This is a genomic window from Iamia sp. SCSIO 61187 (genome assembly GCF_019443745.1).
Lineage (GTDB): Bacteria > Actinomycetota > Acidimicrobiia > Acidimicrobiales > Iamiaceae > Iamia.
Genome location: NZ_CP050948.1, coordinates 4876223 through 4892881, shown reverse-complemented (window position 1 = coordinate 4892881; position 16659 = coordinate 4876223). Strand labels below are relative to the sequence as shown.

Below are 16659 nucleotides of genomic sequence, written 5' to 3'. Positions count from 1 at the left end.
CGGCCGGGCCGCGTCAGTCGATGGCGGCGAGGTCGACCGGGGCGGCGTCGGTGTCGGCCTCGACCACGACCTCGCGGGCGACCACGACCATGGCCGCCACGGCCAGGACCATGCCGACGAGGATCACCGTGCCCATGGCCACGGCGTCGTTGCCGAGGATCCCGACGAAGGGGGCCGCCGCCGCCCCGACGCCGAAGCGGACCGCCCCGAGGAGGGCGGCGGCGGTGCCGGCGGCCTCGCCGTGGCGGGACAGGGCCAGGGCCGGGGCGCTCGGCATCGCCGTCCCGGTGAAGCCGAGGACCAGCCAGAGCGGGACGAGGACGCCGACCAGCCCGCCCACGTCGGCCACGGCCACGACGACCAGGACGGCGGCTGCCACCGCGGCACCGACGAGGGCGCGCAGGAGGATCTGGGCTGACGTCCACCGGCGGAGGAGGCGGGCGCTCAGCTGCGTCCCGCCGATCAGGAACACGGCGCCCAGGCCGAACACGACGCCGAACTGCTGCTCGCTCAGGCCGAACTCGTCCTGCAGGACGAACGACGAGCCCGAGACGTAGGAGAACATGGCCGCCATGGAGAACCCGGCCACGAGGACGAGGCCGACGAAGGTCCGGTCGCGGAGGAGGCTCCGGTAGGCCCGGCCGATGCTGGCGGGGGTGCCGGCCCGCCGTCGCTCGGGCGGCAGGGTCTCGGGTAAGGAGGTGGCGCCCAGCACGGCCAGGACCAGGCCGACGACGGCGAGGATGCCGAACACGCCGCGCCACGAGGTCCACCCCAGCACGGCGCCGCCCAGCGACGGGGCCAGCACCGGGGCCACGCCCAGGACGAGCATGAGCCGGGACAGCAGGAGGGCGGCGGCGTCGCCGGAGTAGAGGTCGCGGACGATCGCCATCGTCACCACCGCGGTGGCGGCGGCGCCGACGCCCTGGACGACCCGGAGGGCGCCCAGCACGGCGATCGTCGGGGCCACCAGGCAGAGCAGCGAGGCGGCGACGTGGAGCAGGGTCCCGGCGACGAGCGGGGTGCGGCGCCCGAGGGCGTCCGAGAGGGGGCCGACGACCAGCTGGCCCAGGGCCAGCCCGACCAGCGTGCCGGTGAGGGTGAGCTGCACGGCGGCGGCCGTCGTGCCCAGGTCCGTCTCGATGTCCGGCAGCGCCGGCAGGTACATGTCGATGGTGAGGGGCCCGAGGGCCACCATGGCGCCGAGCAGGAGGACCAGGCCGAGCCGCGCCGGTCCCGGTTCCGGAGCGGCCGTCTGCGGTGCGGGGGAGGGGGTGGCGGCGGCGATCGATCCACCCTACGGACGGGTCCCGCCCCTGCCACAGGGCGTTCGGACGCGACCGGAGCCGCCCCTGGGGGCGGCTCCGGTCGTGCGTCTGGTGGTCGGCGGCGTGGCCGCCGGGGCCTCAGCCCAGGTTCTGGTTGACGAAGTCCCAGTTCACGAGGTGGGCGAGGAAGGTCTCGATGTAGTCGGGACGGCGGTTGCGGAAGTCGACGTAGTAGGCGTGCTCCCACACGTCGATGGTCAGCAGCGCCTTGGCGTCGTGGTTGAGCGGCAGATCGGCGTTCGGGGTCTTGGTGATGGCCAGGCCGCCGGTGCCGTCGTCGGTGAGCCACGCCCAGCCGGACCCGAACTGGCCCATGGCCGCCTCGGTGAACTGCTTCTTGAACTCGTCGTAGCTGCCGAACGACGAGCCGATCTTGTCGGCCACCTCGCCGGTGGGCTCGCCGCCGCCGCCGGGGGTCATGCAGTTCCAGTAGAAGCTGTGGTTCCAGTGCTGGCCGGCCTGGTTGAACAGCACGCCGTCGGAGGCCTTGATGATCTCCTCCAGCGACTTGTCCTCGTCGGGGGTGCCGGCGATGAGCTCGTTCAGCTTGGTCACGTAGGCGTTGTGGTGCTTGCCGTGGTGGAGCTCGAGCGTCTCGCGCGAGATGTGGGGCGCCAGCGCGTCGAGGTCGTAGGGGAGAGGGGGGAGCTCGAAGGCCATCGGAGCTGGTCCTTTGCAGGTCGTGGATGGATCTCGGCCGACTCTACCCAGCGGGTCGCACGGTCCGACGGGCCGACCCGGTGGTCGTTCAGCCCTCTTCGTCGGCGTCGCAGCGGGCGTCGAGGCGGATGTCGAGGAGCTCGTCACCGGTCGGCACCTCGTCCCGGTCGACCACCGCGGCGCGCCCCGAGGCCTGGATGCGCGCCCCGCGGATGCGGGCCGTCTCGATCGATCCCGGCGCGTCGCTGGTCTCGCCCCGCCGGGCCCACGCCTCGTCGCCGAAGGCGGACAGGGACACGGTGTCGAAGTCGAGGACGGTGATGCCGCTGGACGCGGGCACCCCGGTCTCGCCGTCGGGCTCGACGCCCACGACGGCCTGCAGGGTGGCGCCCGACTCGGCCCGCCCGACGAGGAACGCGGTCTGCCCGTCGAGGCCGCACGAGTCGAGCGTGAAGGCGACGGTGCGGCCGTCGGTCGTGACCCGGGCGACCCGGTCGGGGAAGGACGGCTCCCGCCCGCACCCGGTCGCCAACGCGACCACCGCGAGGGCCACGCCGGCGAGCATGCGAGTGGCGCGGGAGGGATCGCCGGCGAGCATGCGAGTGGCGCAGGGGGGATCGCCGGCGAGCATGCGGGTGGCGCAGGGGACACGGACGGGGCGGCGCACCCGGCCAGGGTAGGGAGGGGGGCCGCTCAGGCCTCGTCGACGAGGAAGACGGGGAAGCCGGGGGCGGCGGCGCGCAGGTCGTCGTCGGGCGAGGTGGCGTCGAGCCCGTCGAAGAAGCGGCCCACCTCCCAGGCCCAGCGCTCGAGGTAGGCCCGGATGACGGCGACCTTCCGGTCGTCGTCGGGGAGCTCGGTGGCCCGGAACGGCGTGGTGCGGCGGCCGACCCGCAGCTCGCCGGTCCCTGCGGCCCGCAGGTTGCGGACCCACTGGGTGTGGCCGCGGGGGGCGACGAGGTAGCGCTGGCCGTCGAGCTCGAGCAGGTTCACGACGGTCGTGCGGACCTCGCCGCTCGTGCGACCGACGACCCGGAGCTCCCGGCTGCCGGCGAGGCTCACGCCCCGCCGGGTGAGGAGGCCGGCGATGCGGTTGGTCAGCCGGTCGGCCCAGCCGGTCGGGGCGAGGTAGCGGTCGGTGGCGGGCGTGGTGGCGGTCATGGCGGGTCTCCGTTCGCATTTGCGAGAGCACTGCTCTCGCGTCTGATCATCGACGCCTTCGTGCCGCTTGTCAAGAGCACTGCTCTCGCTTCGTTGCGGTGCTCTCGGATCGGTGCCTACGATGGCCGCATGACGACGGCCGGGACCACCGCTCGCGCTCGGGCCCGGGCCGAGCTGATCGAGGAGATCAAGGCCGCCGGCCGTCGCCAGCTGGGTGAGGTGGGTGCGTCGGAGCTGTCGCTGCGAGCCGTCGCCCGCGAGCTGGGCATGGTGTCGTCGGCGGTGTACCGCTACTTCGCCAGCCGCGACGAGCTGCTGACCGCCCTGCTGGTCGACGCCTACGACGCCCTCGGCGCCGAGGCCGAGGCCGCCGCTGCGGACCGGCGGGGCGGGTTCGAGGCCCGGTGGGTGCGGGTGGCCGTGGCGATCCGGGCGTGGGCCGTCGCCCACCCCCACGAGTACGCCCTCCTGTACGGCAGCCCCGTGCCCGGCTACCAGGCCCCGGGCGACACGATCCCGGCCGCCGCCCGTCCCCCGGTCGCCGCCCTCGGCGTGGTGGCCGACGCGGTGGCCGCCGGGGAGGTCGACCCGATGCGGACGGCCCCGATCTCCCGGCCCCTGCGGGCCGACCTGGATCGGCTCCGAACCTCCCTCGGCCGCGACATCCCCGACGAGGTCCTGGTCCGCAGCCTCTACGCCTGGACCCAGGTCTTCGGCGGCATCAGCTTCGAGCTCTTCGGCCACCTGCACCGGGTGATCGAGGCCCCGGAGGACCTCTTCACCCACCAGGCCCGCCGCGCCGCCCGGCTGATCGCTCGCGGGATCTGACCACACGGAATCTCGTCGCCGGTCCCGGGGGTGGGGGTGGCAGCCTGGGCCCGTGGGCAACGACTTCGGGGCGGAGACAGCGGTCCGGCGGGTGGCCGAGGGCCGCTACGCCGGCGAGATCGACCCGGTCTGGAACCTCCGGCCGCTGCCCCAGGGCGGGGTCGTCACCGCCATCGCCCTGCGGGCCCTCGAGGCCGAGCTGGACGACCCGTCCCAGGCGCTGCGGACGCTGCACACGACCTTCGCCGCCCAGGTCGCCCACGGCCCGGTGGAGATCGACGTCGAGGTGCTGCGCCGGGGCCGCTCCATGTCGCACCTCCGGGGCGAGATCCGCAACCCGGGGACCGCCCGGGGCCACCTGACGACGGCCATCTTCGGCGGGTCCCGCCGCGGCTTCGCCTTCGTCGACCTGGCCGTGCCCGACGGCGTGCCCCACCCCGACGACTGCCCGTCGTTCCGGGACCCGCCGCCCGAGGCCGAGGTCACCTTCACCCCCATGCCGTTCTGGGAGGAGAAGGTCGAGGGCCGGCCCGGCATCGGGACCCCGCCGTGGGACCCCACGCCGCGGTCCTCCAGCCTCCGGGCCCAGTGGCAGCGCTTCGACGACCCGCCCTACCGCGACGACGGGACCATCGACCCGCTCGCCGCCGTGGTCGTGGCCGACACCATGCCCGGGGCGGTGGGCGAGCGGGTCGGGCCGTCCGACGAGATGTGGTTCTCGCCCAGCGTCGACCTCACCCTGCACCTTCTGGGCGAGTGGCGGTCGGAGTGGATCCTCGGCGTCAACACGGCCCGCTGGGCCGGCGACGGGTACGCCTCGGTCGACATGGCGCTCTGGGACCTGGGCGACGACTGCCGGGGCGAGCCCCGCCTCGTGGCCTACGCCACCCAGCTCTGCCTGTTCACCTTCCTCCCCACGCCTGAGGGTCCGGGCGCCTGACGGGCCGGATGTGACGGGTCGTCAGCAGCGGCTCGTCGGGCCTGGTTGACTCTCGCCGTGGGCATCCGGGCGATGGGCGAGCGGTACAGCAGGCCGGACTGGGTCCGCCGCATGAACGCCATGGGCGAGGCGGTCGGCGGCGCGGCGCGCATGGTGCCGCTGGTGGCCGACCACCTCCTCGAGCACACCCGCCTCACGACGGGCATCGACGACCCGGGGGACCTCGGCGACGGGGACTGGGAGGGCCGCCTCCGGGCGCTCGTCGACGCCGTGAACGGCAGCGCCCTCCACGTCGTGGGCCGGATGCTGACCCGCGAGGAGCTGATGCGCAGCCTGCGCACCCGCTTCCTGGTCGGCGAGCGGTGGCGCCGGGATCCGAGCATCGCCGACGAGGTGATCGAGGCACCGATCGTCGTCACCGGCCCGGCCCGGTCGGGCACCACCATCCTCTTCGAGCTGCTGGGCCTCGACCCCGGCCTGCGGACCCCGATCGCCACCGACGTGATCCACCCGGTGGTCCCGCCGGGGACGTCGGCGGAGCAGGTCACGGCCATGACCGAGTGCGAGCAGGAGCTGTGGGCCGACGTCCAGCCCGAGATGGCGTCGGTGCACGAGCTCCGGTCGGACCTCCCGGTCGAGTGCATCACCCTCTGCGCCCCGTCCTTCGCCGGCAGCCACTGGCCCATGCTCCTCACCGACCTGGGCGACTGGGTCCCCGACGTGGCCATGGACCTGGCCTGGCACCGCGTCGTCCTCCAGACCGTGCAGCACGGCCGCCCGCCCCAGCGGTGGCTGCTCAAGACGCCCGGCTACCTGATGATGCTCGACGACCTCCTCGCCGCCTACCCCGACGCCTGCATCGTCATGACGCACCGCGACCCGGCCAAGACCATGCCGTCGACGGTGAGCACCGTGGCCATGGTCCAGTGGCTGCGGACCGACCACGTCGAGCTCGACGTGGTCGCGCCGCTCATCGGGGCGCTCTTCGCCGACGCCCTCACCACCGTGGGCCGGCGGCGGCTCGACGGGTCGCTCGGCGCGCCCTTCGGTGACGTCCGCTTCGCCGAGCTCATGGCCGATCCGGTGGCCGCCGTCGCCGGGGCCTACGCCGGGATCGGCCGGGAGCTGACCGCCGAGCACGCGGCGGCGATCGAGGCCTACCTGCGGGACAAGCCCCGCGGGAAGCACGGCACGCACCGCTACACGGCCGAGGAGTGGGGCTTCGACGCCGAGGTCCTCCACCGCGACCTGGCCGAGTACATGGCCCAGTTCGACGTCGAGCCCGAGGCGTAGGCGATGACCGAGAGCCAGGACGCCTGGGCCGAGCTGCTGGCCACGCTCGCCGAGGTCGGCGAGCGCTTCGCCGGCGAGGAGTGGGGCCTGACCGACCCCACCGACGTGGCCGAGGGGTACCGAGTGCTCCTCCACCACCTGGGCACCGGCATCGAGACCCAGCTGGAGCAGGACGCCGCCCACCCGACCCTGCGCCCGATCACCACCCCGTGGCGCAAGGCGCTGGGCGACAACGCCGACGCCATCTACCACGACGCCCGCATCGACCCCCGGGGCACGTACCGGCTGCGGGGGAGGACGGGCGGGGCGGTCTACGTGTCCATCACCGTCGAGGCCGGCGCCGAGGAGGGGGCCTTCCCCACCGGCACGGTCGGCGTGCTCAACGACACCGCCTTCGACGTCGGCCCCGACGGTTCGTTCGACGTGCTCGTCGGTGGCCGCCAGCCCGCGTCCGGGCCCCACGGGTGGCTGCCGCTGGCCGACGACGCGTCCCGCCTCACCCTGCGCCACTACTGGGAGGACGACGAGCCCCCGGCCACCCCGCCGGCGCCCGACCTCGGTCTCTCGTTCGAGCTGGTGGCCGGCGACGTGCCGGCCGCGACGGCGGCGCCGACCGACGCGACCGTCGCCGCCGCCATCCGCCGCATGGCCACCTACGTGCGCGGCCGCACCGTCGAGAGCATCGCCAAGCCCGGCGCGGGCGACCCCCCGGCGTTCGTGTCCCGGGTCCCCCACGTGTTCCCGGCCCCGACCCTGCCGGGCACCCACGCCCTGGCGGCGGCCGACGCCCACTACTCGATGGCGCCGTACCTCCTCGGCCCCGACGAGGCGCTGGTGGTGACGATGCCGCGGTGGCCCGAGTGCCGGCTGGCCAGCGTCTCGCTCTGGAACCGCCAGATGCAGACCTACGACTACCTGCGGGGTCGGGTCAGCCTGAACCGACGCCAGGCGGTGGCGGCCGAGGACGGGTCGGTGCGGATCGTGCTGGCCCACCGCGACCCGGGCGTGCCCAACTGGCTCACCACCGAGGGGCGGCCCTTCGGCCTCCTCTTCTGGAGGTTCTTCCTGGCCGAGGGCCCCATCGCCACCCCCACGGCCGAGGTCGTCCCCGAGGGCTCCCTGGCCGGGCCGAGCCCTCCCCGCCCGTAGTGGGGACCATCCCGGGCGCCAGGGCGTCCGGATCCGTCCCCGGTTCCCCGGAGGTGGGTCCTCTACCGTCGCCGCCGTGACCGTGCGACCGGCGACCATCGACGACGTGCCCTCGATCCTGGGGCTGGTGCACGACCTGGCCGCCTACGAGCGCGAGCCCGACGCCGTCGAGGCCACCCAGGGCGACCTCGTCGCCGCCCTGTTCCCCCCGAGCGCCACGCCGACGGCCTTCGCCCACGTGGCCGAGGTCGACGGCGAGGTGGTGGGGATGGCCGTCTGGTTCGTGTCGTTCTCCACCTGGACCGGCCGGAACGGGATCTGGCTCGAGGACCTGTTCGTCCGGCCCGAGCACCGCGGGGCCGGGCTGGGCCGGGACCTGCTCGCCGCCCTCGCCCGGGTCTGCATCGAGCGGGGCTGGCGCCGGCTGGAGTGGTGGGTGCTCGACTGGAACGAGCCGAGCATCGGGTTCTACCGGGGCCTGGGCGCCACCGCCGAGGACGAGTGGACGACCTACCGCCTCACCGGCGACGCCCTGACCACCCTGGCCGGGGGCACGACGCCGTCCCGGCCGGCGTAGAGGAGCTCCTCGGTCCAGGATCCGACCGGCTCGCGGTGGAGGTCCCAGAAGGCGTCGGCGATCTCGTCGGGGTCGAACGCGCTGTCCGGCGCCACCGGTCCGGCGACGGTGACGGTGGCGACGTGGACGCCGGCCGGACCGTGCTGCTCGGCGAGCAGCTCCACGAGGGCCCGCACCGCGGCCTTGCCCAGCGAGAGCGAGGTGAAGGCGGGGGCGCCGCGAGGCATCCCACCGGTGACCACGAAGGTGCCCGAGCCCCGCTCGGCCATCGCCGGCAGCAGGTGGGCGGCGGTGGTCACCGCCCCACCGACGTTGACGGCGAAGGTGGCCAGGAGCTGGGCCGAGGTGAGCTCCCCGACGGTGTCGCGCCGGATCAGGGCGGCGTTGTGGACCACGACGTCGGGGGGCCCGAGCGACGCCACCAGCTCGTCGAGGGCGGCGGCGAGGCCGGTCTCGACGGTGACGTCGGCGGTGGCGCCGGCCGCCCGGACGCCCTCGGCCCGGACGGCGGCGACGGCGGCGTCGACGGTCGCCGCGGAGCGGGCCAGGAGCCCGACGGCGTGCCCCTCGCGGGCGAAGCGGCGGGCCACGGCGGTGCCGATGCCGGGTCCGGCGCCGACGACGAAGGTGGTGGGCATCAGGTCGCTCCCGTCTCGGTGGCGCGGAGGCCGACGACCCCGGCGATGACGACGGTCAGCGCCAGCGCCCGCCCGACCGTCAGCGGCTCGTCGCGAGCGACGATGCCCACCAGCACCGTCCCCACCGCACCGATGGCGGTGAACACGGCGTAGGCGGTGCCGACCGGGATGGTGGCGAGCGTGCGGGACAGGGCGACGACGGCGGCGGCGCCGAAGAGCACGACGGCCAGGCTGGGGACCGGTCGGGTGAAGCCGTCGGACGCGCCCAGGCTGGCGGCGAAGACGATCTCGAGGGCGCCGGCGAGCAGGAGCAGGACCCAGGCCATCAGGGCGCCTCCCCGGTCCGGGTGGCGAGGGCGCCGACCCCGCTGGCGAGGCCGACGACGAGGGCGGCGACGCCCCAGCCGGTCGTGCCGGGTCGGAGGTCGAGGGCGTGGTCGACCGAGAGGTCGCCGGGCCCGGTGAAGGCGAGGGCGGCGCCGACGGTCAGGAGGGTGACGTTGTACTCCCAGCCGCCGTTGAAGTACCACGGTCCCTTGCCCCGGTGGGCGGTGCGGATGGTCGTGACCATCAGCCCGACGAGAGCGGCGCCGGCCAGGGGGGTCGCCAGCCCGGCCACCAGGAGGGCGCCGGCACCGAGCTCGACGACGCCGGCCACGCCGGCCAGGGCCCGACCGGGCCGCAGGCCGAGCCGCTCGAAGATGGCGCCGGTGCCGTCGAGGCCGAAGCCCCCGAACCACCCGAACAGGTTGCCCAGCCCGTGCCCCACGACCAGGGCGCCGACCACCAGGCGCAGCCCGGCGATGCCGATGTCTAGTCCCTCCATCAGAGGACCTCCTCGATCCGGACTACAGTCCGCTTGTGGATGATGCCTCCAGAAACGGACCGCAGTCCGCTCCTATTCCGGTCGATCTCCGGACCGGCCCGGCTCGACCGCGACGGGCCGACGCCGAGCGCAACCGCGCCCGCCTCCTCGACGCGGCCCGGGCCCTCGTGGCCGAGCAGGGCCTGGAGGGCACGACGATGGACGCGCTGGCGGCGCGGGCCGGCGTGGGCAAGGGCACGGTGTACCGGGCGTTCGGGAGCCGGGGCGGGGTGGCCGAGGCCCTCGTCGACGCGGTCGAGCACCGGCTCCAGGGCGCCATCCTGGACGGCCCCCCGCCCCTCGGCCGCGGCGCTCCGCCCGAGGAGCGCATCGCCGCCTTCGCCGACGCCTTCCTCCGGATGGTCGAGGACGAGGCCGAGGTGCTGGTCGAGGTCGACCACGGCGCCCCCGGGCGCCGGTTCGGCACCGGCGCCTACGCCTTCTGGGGCACCCACCTGAGCGGGCTCGCCCGCGAGGCGGGGTGCCGCCAGCCCGACATCGTCGCCGAGCTGGTGCTGGGCCTGCTGGCGGCCGACCTCCACCGCCACCTGCGCGACGACCTGGCGTTCGGGCCGATCACCCGCCGGCGCGAGACCGTCGCCGCCGTCCGCGCCGTCGTCGCCGACTCCGTGGCCCGAGCGCCCTAGGCCCCGGGTCCGCAGCAGTGCTCCCGCGCCGCTCCGCTCAGGACGGGGCGCGGGCGGGCGGGGCGGCGTCGAGGTCCCACTCGGCGGCCGCCTTCGCCAGGGCCACGGCGAGGGCGCGGGTCGGAGCCGTCAGGCCGTCCCGGTCGGGCGGCGGCGACAGCGGCGAGGTGCCCCGCACGCGGGGCGGGAGCTCGAGCTGGACGCCACCACCAGGCGGGACGTTGACCGGGTTGGCGGGGTGCAGGCCTCGGAGCTCGGCGGGGATGGCGTCGAGATCGTCGACGACCTCGTAGTCCGGCAGCGCGGCGCGCACGTGGGTGGCGAGGTGGGCGGCCAGCACCCGGTTCGAGCCGCCGGCGAGGAGGGACGTCCACATGCCGACCCGCCCGTAGCCGTGCACCGTCACGACCACCTCGACGTGGTCGAGGAAGCGGGCCAGGCGGGGCGAGCTGTCCCGCCCGAAGCCGCTCGAGGGCAGGTGCGGGGCGTCGGCGGGGTGGAGGATGGCGTAGTACGAGGCCCCGGCCAGGGTCGCCGCCAGGGACGCCACCACGTCGGTCACCTCCTCGAGCTGGCCGCCGTGGAAGGCCATGAACCCGAACCGGGACCGGAGCTCCAGCTCCTCGTGCACGCCGGGCAGCGCCAGGAGGGCCTCGACGTCCACCCGTCCACCCTCCCACGTCGAGGTTCCCCGGTGGGGCCGGTGTGGCTAGCGTGCGGATCTCCTGTGGCCTCGTGTCTCGCGCCCTCCCGCCCCCGAGGCTCACGCGTGCTGCTGGCCGCGCTCGCCGCGCTCACCGGGCTCGTCCTCGCCGTCGGCGGGATGTGCGGTGCGGGCCCCACCGACCTCTCGCTCCTCGCCGTGTCGGCGCGGCAGGCGCCGTCCCCCGACGACGCCCGGACCCACGTCCCCGTGCCCGTCGCCGCCGAGGTCGCCCTGCCGGCCGGCCGCCGCCTCGTGCGCCGCCGCATCGGTCGGACCGTCGGTCGGTTCGTCGGCGCCGTCGGACGGGTGATCGCGGCCCGGCCCGGGAGGACGGTGGGCCGCCGGGCCCCGCCGCTGCGAGGTCCGCCCGCCCTCGTCGCCTGACGCGCGCCCGCGGATCGCCTGCGGCGCCTCGACCCCGACGAGAGCCATGACCACCACCTCCTCACCGGAACCCAAGGCCGCCGACAAGGGTGCGTCGGGACGCCACGGGCACCACGGCCCCGGCGGCGGCACCCCCGCCCTCGCCCTCGGTGCCCTCGGCATCGTGTTCGGCGACATCGGCACCAGCCCGCTGTACGCCCTGCGCGAGACATTCGAGGGCCACGGCCACGAGCTGCACGTCAACCCGGTCAACGTCTACGGCGTGCTGTCGCTCATCACCTGGTCGCTGATCATCGTGATCAGCATCAAGTACCTGGCCTTCGTCATGCGGGCCGACAACGAGGGTGAGGGCGGCATCCTCGCCCTCACCGCCCTCCTCCGCCGCGACGGCGAGACGTCCAAGGGGCGGCGCAAGGCCCTGCTGCTGCTCGGCCTGTTCGGGACGGCCCTGCTGTACGGCGACGCCGCCATCACGCCCGCCATCTCGGTGCTGTCGGCCGTGGAGGGCGTCACCGTGCAGGCGCCCGACCTGGAGCCGGCGGTGCTCCCGATCGCCGTCGCCATCCTGGTCGGGATCTTCGTCTTCCAGCGCCGCGGCACCGACGCCATCGGCAAGATCTTCGGCCCGGTGATGGTGGTCTGGTTCTCGGTCCTGGCCCTCCTCGGCATGGTGCAGATCGTCAAGGAGCCCGGGGTCTTCAAGGCGATCAACCCGATGTACGCCATCGACTACTTCCAGGCCAACGCCTTCACCGGGTTCCTGGCCCTGGGCTCGATGTTCCTCGTCGTCACGGGCGGCGAGGCGCTGTACGCCGACATGGGCCACTTCGGGCGCCGGCCCATCCAGATGGCGTGGTTCGTCATGGTCCTGCCCGCCCTGCTCATCAGCTACTACGGCCAGGGCGTGCTCCTCCTGAACGAGCCCGACGCCATCGAGAACCCCCTGTTCCGGCTGGCCCCGGAGTGGGGCCTGTACCCGATGGTCGTGCTGGCCACCTGCGCCACGATCATCGCCTCGCAGGCGCTGATCTCCGGTGTGTTCTCCCTGACGATGCAGGCGATCCAGCTGGGCTACGCCCCCCGCCACCGGATCCGCCACACCTCGGCCGCCGCCTTCGGGCAGGTGTACATCCCGGTCATCAACTGGGCGCTGATGATCGCCTGCATCGCCCTGGTCATCGGCTTCCGGTCCTCGACCAACCTGGCCGCCGCCTACGGGCTGGCCGTGACCTCGACGATGGTGATCACCGCCCTCCTCTTCTACTTCGTGCTGCGGGAGCGGTTCCGGTGGGCGGCGCCGGCGGCGATCGCGCTCTGCGGCGCCTTCCTCGTCGTGGACCTCGCCTACTTCGGCGCCAACCTGTTCAAGATCCCGGCCGGCGGCTGGTTCCCGATCCTCGTCGGGACCGGCATGTTCACCCTGATGACGACCTGGTCCACGGGGCGGTCGATCGTCGCCGAGCTGATGCACCGCAACGACATCCGCCTCGTCGACTACGTCGACGGGCTCCGCCGGTCCAAGCACCCACCCCGGCGGGTCGAGGCCACCGCCGTCTACCTGTTCTCCTCGCCCGGGCTCACCCCGCCGGCGCTCATCGCCAACGTCCGCCACAACGACGTCCTGCACCAGACGACGATCGTGCTGTCGATCGCCACCGCGTTGTCGCCCCGCATCCTGCCGGCCAAGCGCTCGGAGGTCACCGACCTGGGGGACGGCATCTACCAGGTGATCCTGCGGTACGGCTTCATGGAGGATCCCGACGTGATGCAGGGCCTGCGCGAGGGGCAGGCCCGGAAGCTCGCCATCGACCCCACCACGTCGGCCTTCATCCTCGGGGCCGAGGCGGTGCGGGCCACACCCGGCTCCGGCATGGCGATCTGGCGGGAGCACCTGTTCGTGTTCCTCACCCGCAACGCCACGCCGGCGGCGATGTACTTCGGCCTCCCGGCCGACCGGACCATCACGATCTCGCGCTCCATCGAGATCTGAGCCCCACCGATCGGGCAGGCTGGGCCCCGTGGACGTCAACGACCTGCTGCTCGAGTCCTACGGGCGGATCGCACCGCTCGTGCACGACGTGGTGGAGGGGCTCTCGGCCGCCGACCTGGCCCGGCGCCCGGCGGCCGGCGCCAACCCCATCGGGTGGCTGACCTGGCACCTCACCCGGGTGCAGGACCACCACCTCGCCGAGCTCCTCGACCAGCAGCAGGTGTGGGTCGGCTCGGACTGGCCCGGTCGCTTCGCGCTCGATCCCGACCCCGACGACGTCGGCTACGGGCACACGACCGACGAGGTCGCCCGGGTGCGACCGGACGGGCCGGGCGCGGTCACCGGCTACCACGACGCCGTCTGGGCCCGGACCCGGGCCTACCTCGGGACGGTGACGCCGAGCGCCCTCGACGAGGTCGTGGACGAGCGCTGGGACCCGCCGGTCACCCTCGGGGTCCGGCTCGTCAGCGTGGTCGACGACTGCGCCCAGCACGTCGGCCAGGCCGCGTTCGTCCGCGGCCTCCTCGACCTCTAGCGCCGTGGACGCCGGGGAGGGGGTCCGGGCCCTGCTGGCCCGCTACGGCGAGCGCATGGACGCCGGCGACTTCGACGGGGTCGGCGCCCTCTTCGCCGACGGCTGCCTGCGCGACGAGCACGGCGCCGAGCTCGCCCGGGGGAGCGAGGCCGTCGCCCGCTTCTACCGGTCGATCACGAGGCTGCACGACGGGTCGCCCCGCACGACGCACCTCGTCCTCGGCACCTGGCTCGCCGACCCCGACGCCGACGGCGTCATCACCGCCCGCTCGTCCTACCTCGTCCTCCAGGCGGTCGACCCCGGCGCCCTCGTGCCGATGATCACCGGCAGCTACGTCGACCGGGTGGCGCCGGAGGCCGACGGGGCGTGGCGGTTCCTCGAGCGCCGCTTCCACGTCGCCCTCACCGGCGACCTCAACCGGCACCTGACCTTCGAGCTCTGACCCCGGCCCGCCCCTGCGGGTCACCCACGCTCCTGGTCCTGCCGTCGCCCAGCGCTAGGAGACGCCGGCGAACGGCTCGGCCGGGTGCCCCTCCTCCAGGGCGGTGGCCGTGGAGCCGTCGTCGCGGGGGCGGAGGGCGGGGTCGGGCGAGGTGTGGCGCTGGTAGGCCCAGCCCGGGCCCCGGAAGACGAAGCCGAGGCGGTCGGACCAGGTGGTCGAGCCGGCCACGTCCCGGAGGATGTCGACGTGCTCGTGGGTGGCGATGCGGACGGGGTTGAACGTGCCGATGTTCTTGGTCAGGCCGTAGACGACGGGCTCGTCGTCGTCCTCGCGCTGGAAGGTCCCGAACAGGCGGTCCCAGATGATGAGGATGCTGCCGTGGTTGCGGTCGAGGTACTTCCGGTTGCTGCCGTGGTGCACCCGGTGGTGCGACGCCGTGTTGAACACCTCTTCGAACCACCCCAGCTTCGGGATCGTCTCGGTGTGGATCCAGAACTGGTAGATCAGGTTGACGGCCCGTGCGGTCTCGATGAGCGGCGGCCGGACGCCGAGGAGGCTGAGGGCGCCCATGGGGGCGACGATGCCGAACGAGTCGGCCACCGGCTGCCGGAGGGCCGTCGAGAGGTTGTAGTGCTCGCTCGAGTGGTGGACGACGTGGACGGCCCACATCTGCCGGCTCTCGTGCATCGTCCGGTGGTTCCAGTAGTAGATGAAGTCCCAGCCCAAGATGGCGACGGCGTGGGCCAGGACACCGGTCCCGAGGTCCCGGCGGTGCCCGCTGCGCTCCCAGAAGCGCTCGGCGGCGGTGCGGCTGGCCCAGGTGGTCGCCCCGGCGGTCATGCCCGCGGCCACCGCGGTGACCCCCGCCGAGGACGACACCTTGCGGGCCAGGCGGGCGAGCCGCCGGCGCCGCGCGCGACCGACGGTCGCGACGGGCTCGTCGCCGGAGGCCGCCGGCTCCGGGACGACGCCGGCCTCGGTCACCTCGTCGCGCCGGGCGATCACGTCGGCGACGGTCGTGGCCGCCGCCGCGCCGATGACCGTGCCGACCAGCACCTTGCCCCAGCGCCCCGAACCCGGGGTGACCGGGCGCAGGACCTTCCCGAGCACCACCGGCACCACGAGGCTGCCGACGCCCATGGAGAGGCTGGCGAGCGTGTCCCGCCGCTCGTAGTCGCCCGCCGAGCGGGGCCGCCCCGCGGCCGCGGTGCGCTTCAGCCAGAGGTGCTCGGCCCCCATGGAGGCGAAGTAGACGGGGGTGAAGGCAGCGGCCAGGTCCAGCACGGCGGTCCCCTCCTCGCGGTCGTGGTCCCTCGGGGGTGCGACCATCCTTGCCGCTGGCTGACGGGGCCTCGAAGTCAGGTGAGGAAGAACCGCACGGCCACGCCCACGCCCAGGACGATCACCGCGGCCCGTAGGGCGGTGGGCGGGATCCTGCGCCCGAGGCGCGACCCGACCACCCCGCCGATCACGGCGCCCACCGCCACCAGGGCCACCGCCTCCCACGCCACGTCGGCGAAGACGATGAAGATCACCGCGGCCACGGCGTTGACCGTGCCGGCCAGCACGTTCTTCAGGGCGTTCGAGCGCTGGAGGTCGTCGGGGACGAACACCGCCAGCATGGCCAGGAGGATGACGCCCTGGGCGGCGCCGAAGTAGCCGCCGTAGATCCCGGCGGCGAAGGCGATGGCCAGCGGGGCCACGCCCACGTCGGGGGCGTCGTCAGCCCGGCGCGCCGCGATCTGCCTGGCCAGACGGGGCTGGAGGGCCATCAGCACGCAGGCCAGCAGGACCAGGACCGGGACGATGGCGTCGAAGACGTCCGACGGCAGGGCCAGCAGGACGACCGCCCCGGTGAGGCCCCCGCCGGCCGAGGCCAGGGCGAGCGTCCGGGCCCGGGTCCCCTGGCCGGTCAGCTCCTCGCGGTAGCCGAGCGCCCCGGCCACCGAGCCGGGGACGAGGCCGATGTTGTTGGACACGTTGGCCGTGACCACCGGGTACCCGACGGCCACCAGGGTGGGGAACGTGATCAGGCTGCCGGACCCGATCACCGCGTTGACGCCGCCCGCCCCGGCGCCGGCGGCGACGACGGCGAGCGCCTCGAGGGGGCTCAGCACCTACTCGTCGTCGTCGTCCTCGACGGAGTGGATGGGCAGCGCCTGGTCCAGGGCCGTGATGTGGAGGATCTTCTCCACGTGGGACGGCACCCGGGTGAGCCGCAGCTCGCTGTCGAGCTCCCGCAGGCGCCGCTGGGCGCCGATCAGGGCGCCCAGGCCGGCCGAGTCGATGAAGGCCAGCGAACCCATGTCCAGCACCACGATGACGCCCCTGCGGGTCGTGAACGGCTCGAGGGCGGCCTTGACCTCGCCCGACGACGCCGCGTCGACAGCGCCGTCGAGGGCGATGAGGACCAGGTCGGGACGGAGGTCATCGACGGTGATCGTGAGGGTCATGCCGGGTCTTCTCGGGGAGGGTCGGGGACCGGGAGAACCTACTCCCGTCGCCAGGACGGGGTC

Annotated in this window: 20 protein-coding genes and 1 pseudogene; 10 read left to right on the top strand and 11 right to left on the bottom strand. The window is 74.3% G+C overall.

What is annotated here, in order from left to right; genetic code table 11:
- Window positions 1-13: 13 nt before the first annotated feature.
- The 4 genes from HC251_RS23605 to HC251_RS23590 form a co-directional block, all read right to left on the bottom strand.
- On the bottom strand, window positions 14-1288 hold the full coding sequence (locus HC251_RS23605; RefSeq protein WP_370651320.1) for a multidrug effflux MFS transporter: 1275 nt from the start codon (window positions 1286-1288) through the stop codon (window positions 14-16).
- A gap of 118 nt (window positions 1289-1406) precedes the next feature.
- Window positions 1407-1988 (bottom strand): superoxide dismutase, encoded by a 582-nt coding sequence (locus tag HC251_RS23600; RefSeq protein WP_219943068.1) that lies wholly within the window; start codon window positions 1986-1988, stop codon window positions 1407-1409.
- Between the two features lie 88 nt (window positions 1989-2076).
- On the bottom strand, window positions 2077-2655 hold the full coding sequence (locus tag HC251_RS23595) for a hypothetical protein (RefSeq protein ID WP_219943067.1): 579 nt from the start codon (window positions 2653-2655) through the stop codon (window positions 2077-2079).
- 26 nt (window positions 2656-2681) lie between these two features.
- Complete coding sequence (locus tag HC251_RS23590) at window positions 2682-3149, bottom strand: nitroreductase family deazaflavin-dependent oxidoreductase (protein ID WP_219943066.1); 468 nt, start codon at window positions 3147-3149, stop codon at window positions 2682-2684.
- A 129-nt stretch (window positions 3150-3278) separates the two neighbouring features.
- Here HC251_RS23590 and HC251_RS23585 point away from each other — a divergent pair, with 129 nt between their 5' ends.
- The 5 genes from HC251_RS23585 (at window position 3279) to HC251_RS23565 (ending at window position 7936) form a co-directional block, all read left to right on the top strand.
- Window positions 3279-3977 (top strand): TetR/AcrR family transcriptional regulator, encoded by a 699-nt coding sequence (locus tag HC251_RS23585; RefSeq protein WP_219943065.1) that lies wholly within the window; start codon window positions 3279-3281, stop codon window positions 3975-3977.
- Between the two features lie 52 nt (window positions 3978-4029).
- Window positions 4030-4917 (top strand): acyl-CoA thioesterase II, encoded by an 888-nt coding sequence (locus HC251_RS23580; RefSeq protein ID WP_219943064.1) that lies wholly within the window; start codon window positions 4030-4032, stop codon window positions 4915-4917.
- A gap of 57 nt (window positions 4918-4974) precedes the next feature.
- Window positions 4975-6210, top strand: a complete 1236-nt coding sequence (locus tag HC251_RS23575; protein ID WP_219943063.1) for a sulfotransferase — start codon at window positions 4975-4977, stop codon at window positions 6208-6210.
- A gap of 3 nt (window positions 6211-6213) precedes the next feature.
- Window positions 6214-7359 (top strand): DUF1214 domain-containing protein, encoded by a 1146-nt coding sequence (locus HC251_RS26115; RefSeq protein ID WP_219943062.1) that lies wholly within the window; start codon window positions 6214-6216, stop codon window positions 7357-7359.
- 76 nt (window positions 7360-7435) lie between these two features.
- Window positions 7436-7936 (top strand): GNAT family N-acetyltransferase, encoded by a 501-nt coding sequence (locus HC251_RS23565; protein WP_219943061.1) that lies wholly within the window; start codon window positions 7436-7438, stop codon window positions 7934-7936.
- On the opposite strand, the gene HC251_RS23560 is transcribed toward HC251_RS23565, so the two are convergent.
- From HC251_RS23560 to HC251_RS23550, 3 genes are read right to left on the bottom strand one after another with little or no spacing between them, the layout of a single operon-like run.
- Complete coding sequence (locus HC251_RS23560) at window positions 7870-8574, bottom strand: SDR family NAD(P)-dependent oxidoreductase (RefSeq protein WP_219943060.1); 705 nt, start codon at window positions 8572-8574, stop codon at window positions 7870-7872. The two genes, HC251_RS23565 and HC251_RS23560, sit on opposite strands and share 67 nt — an antisense overlap.
- A complete protein-coding gene (locus tag HC251_RS23555; protein ID WP_219943059.1) occupies window positions 8574-8900 on the bottom strand; it encodes a multidrug efflux SMR transporter in 327 nt (108 codons plus the stop codon). Before HC251_RS23555 ends, HC251_RS23560 begins: the two co-directional genes overlap by 1 nt.
- Window positions 8900-9400, bottom strand: a complete 501-nt coding sequence (locus HC251_RS23550; protein WP_219943058.1) for a DoxX family protein — start codon at window positions 9398-9400, stop codon at window positions 8900-8902. The genes HC251_RS23555 and HC251_RS23550 overlap by 1 nt, the downstream gene beginning before the upstream one ends.
- A gap of 35 nt (window positions 9401-9435) precedes the next feature.
- On the opposite strand from HC251_RS23550, the gene HC251_RS23545 reads away from it, so the two are divergent.
- Entirely contained in the window at window positions 9436-10086 is a 651-nt protein-coding gene (locus HC251_RS23545) for a TetR/AcrR family transcriptional regulator (RefSeq protein WP_219943057.1), read from the top strand.
- A gap of 37 nt (window positions 10087-10123) precedes the next feature.
- Here the strand turns inward: HC251_RS23545 and HC251_RS23540 are convergent.
- A pseudogene (locus HC251_RS23540) lies at window positions 10124-10756 on the bottom strand (poly-gamma-glutamate hydrolase family protein); the annotation flags it as partial.
- A 99-nt stretch (window positions 10757-10855) separates the two neighbouring features.
- On the opposite strand from HC251_RS23540, the gene HC251_RS23535 reads away from it, so the two are divergent.
- The 4 genes from HC251_RS23535 to HC251_RS23520 are packed head-to-tail and all read left to right on the top strand — an operon-like array spanning window position 10856 to window position 14143.
- On the top strand, window positions 10856-11176 hold the full coding sequence (locus tag HC251_RS23535) for a hypothetical protein (protein ID WP_219943055.1): 321 nt from the start codon (window positions 10856-10858) through the stop codon (window positions 11174-11176).
- Window positions 11177-11222: 46 nt separating this feature from the next.
- Entirely contained in the window at window positions 11223-13166 is a 1944-nt protein-coding gene (locus HC251_RS23530) for a potassium transporter Kup (protein WP_219943054.1), read from the top strand.
- A 28-nt stretch (window positions 13167-13194) separates the two neighbouring features.
- Window positions 13195-13701, top strand: a complete 507-nt coding sequence (locus tag HC251_RS23525) for a DUF664 domain-containing protein (RefSeq protein ID WP_219943053.1) — start codon at window positions 13195-13197, stop codon at window positions 13699-13701.
- A gap of 4 nt (window positions 13702-13705) precedes the next feature.
- The gene (locus tag HC251_RS23520; protein WP_219943052.1) at window positions 13706-14143 is read left to right on the top strand and encodes a nuclear transport factor 2 family protein; all 438 of its coding nucleotides are present in this window, start codon (window positions 13706-13708) and stop codon (window positions 14141-14143) included.
- A gap of 54 nt (window positions 14144-14197) precedes the next feature.
- Here HC251_RS23520 and HC251_RS23515 read toward each other — a convergent pair whose 3' ends face one another.
- Genes HC251_RS23515 through HC251_RS23505 form a run of 3 tightly spaced genes read right to left on the bottom strand, consistent with a single transcriptional unit; the run spans window position 14198 to window position 16596 of the window.
- Entirely contained in the window at window positions 14198-15472 is a 1275-nt protein-coding gene (locus tag HC251_RS23515; protein WP_219943051.1) for a sterol desaturase family protein, read from the bottom strand.
- A 29-nt stretch (window positions 15473-15501) separates the two neighbouring features.
- A complete protein-coding gene (locus HC251_RS23510) occupies window positions 15502-16260 on the bottom strand; it encodes a sulfite exporter TauE/SafE family protein (RefSeq protein WP_255566539.1) in 759 nt (252 codons plus the stop codon).
- Entirely contained in the window at window positions 16261-16596 is a 336-nt protein-coding gene (locus HC251_RS23505) for an STAS domain-containing protein (RefSeq protein WP_219943050.1), read from the bottom strand. It lies immediately after the preceding gene.
- Window positions 16597-16659: the final 63 nt, after the last annotated feature.

Excerpts from the sequence above, each read along its gene's own strand:
- HC251_RS23505 (WP_219943050.1), bottom strand. The coding sequence starts at position 16,596 with ATGACCCTCACGATCACCGTCGATGACCTCCGTCCCGACCTGGTCCTC.
- HC251_RS23600 (WP_219943068.1), bottom strand. The coding sequence starts at position 1,988 with ATGGCCTTCGAGCTCCCCCCTCTCCCCTACGACCTCGACGCGCTGGCG.
- HC251_RS23555 (WP_219943059.1), bottom strand. The coding sequence starts at position 8,900 with ATGGCCTGGGTCCTGCTCCTGCTCGCCGGCGCCCTCGAGATCGTCTTC.
- HC251_RS23590 (WP_219943066.1), bottom strand. The coding sequence starts at position 3,149 with ATGACCGCCACCACGCCCGCCACCGACCGCTACCTCGCCCCGACCGGC.
- HC251_RS23585 (WP_219943065.1), top strand. The coding sequence starts at position 3,279 with ATGACGACGGCCGGGACCACCGCTCGCGCTCGGGCCCGGGCCGAGCTG.
- HC251_RS23515 (WP_219943051.1), bottom strand. The coding sequence starts at position 15,472 with ATGGTCGCACCCCCGAGGGACCACGACCGCGAGGAGGGGACCGCCGTG.
- HC251_RS23550 (WP_219943058.1), bottom strand. The coding sequence starts at position 9,400 with ATGGAGGGACTAGACATCGGCATCGCCGGGCTGCGCCTGGTGGTCGGC.
- HC251_RS23560 (WP_219943060.1), bottom strand. The coding sequence starts at position 8,574 with ATGCCCACCACCTTCGTCGTCGGCGCCGGACCCGGCATCGGCACCGCC.
- HC251_RS23530 (WP_219943054.1), top strand. The coding sequence starts at position 11,223 with ATGACCACCACCTCCTCACCGGAACCCAAGGCCGCCGACAAGGGTGCG.
- HC251_RS26115 (WP_219943062.1), top strand. The coding sequence starts at position 6,214 with ATGACCGAGAGCCAGGACGCCTGGGCCGAGCTGCTGGCCACGCTCGCC.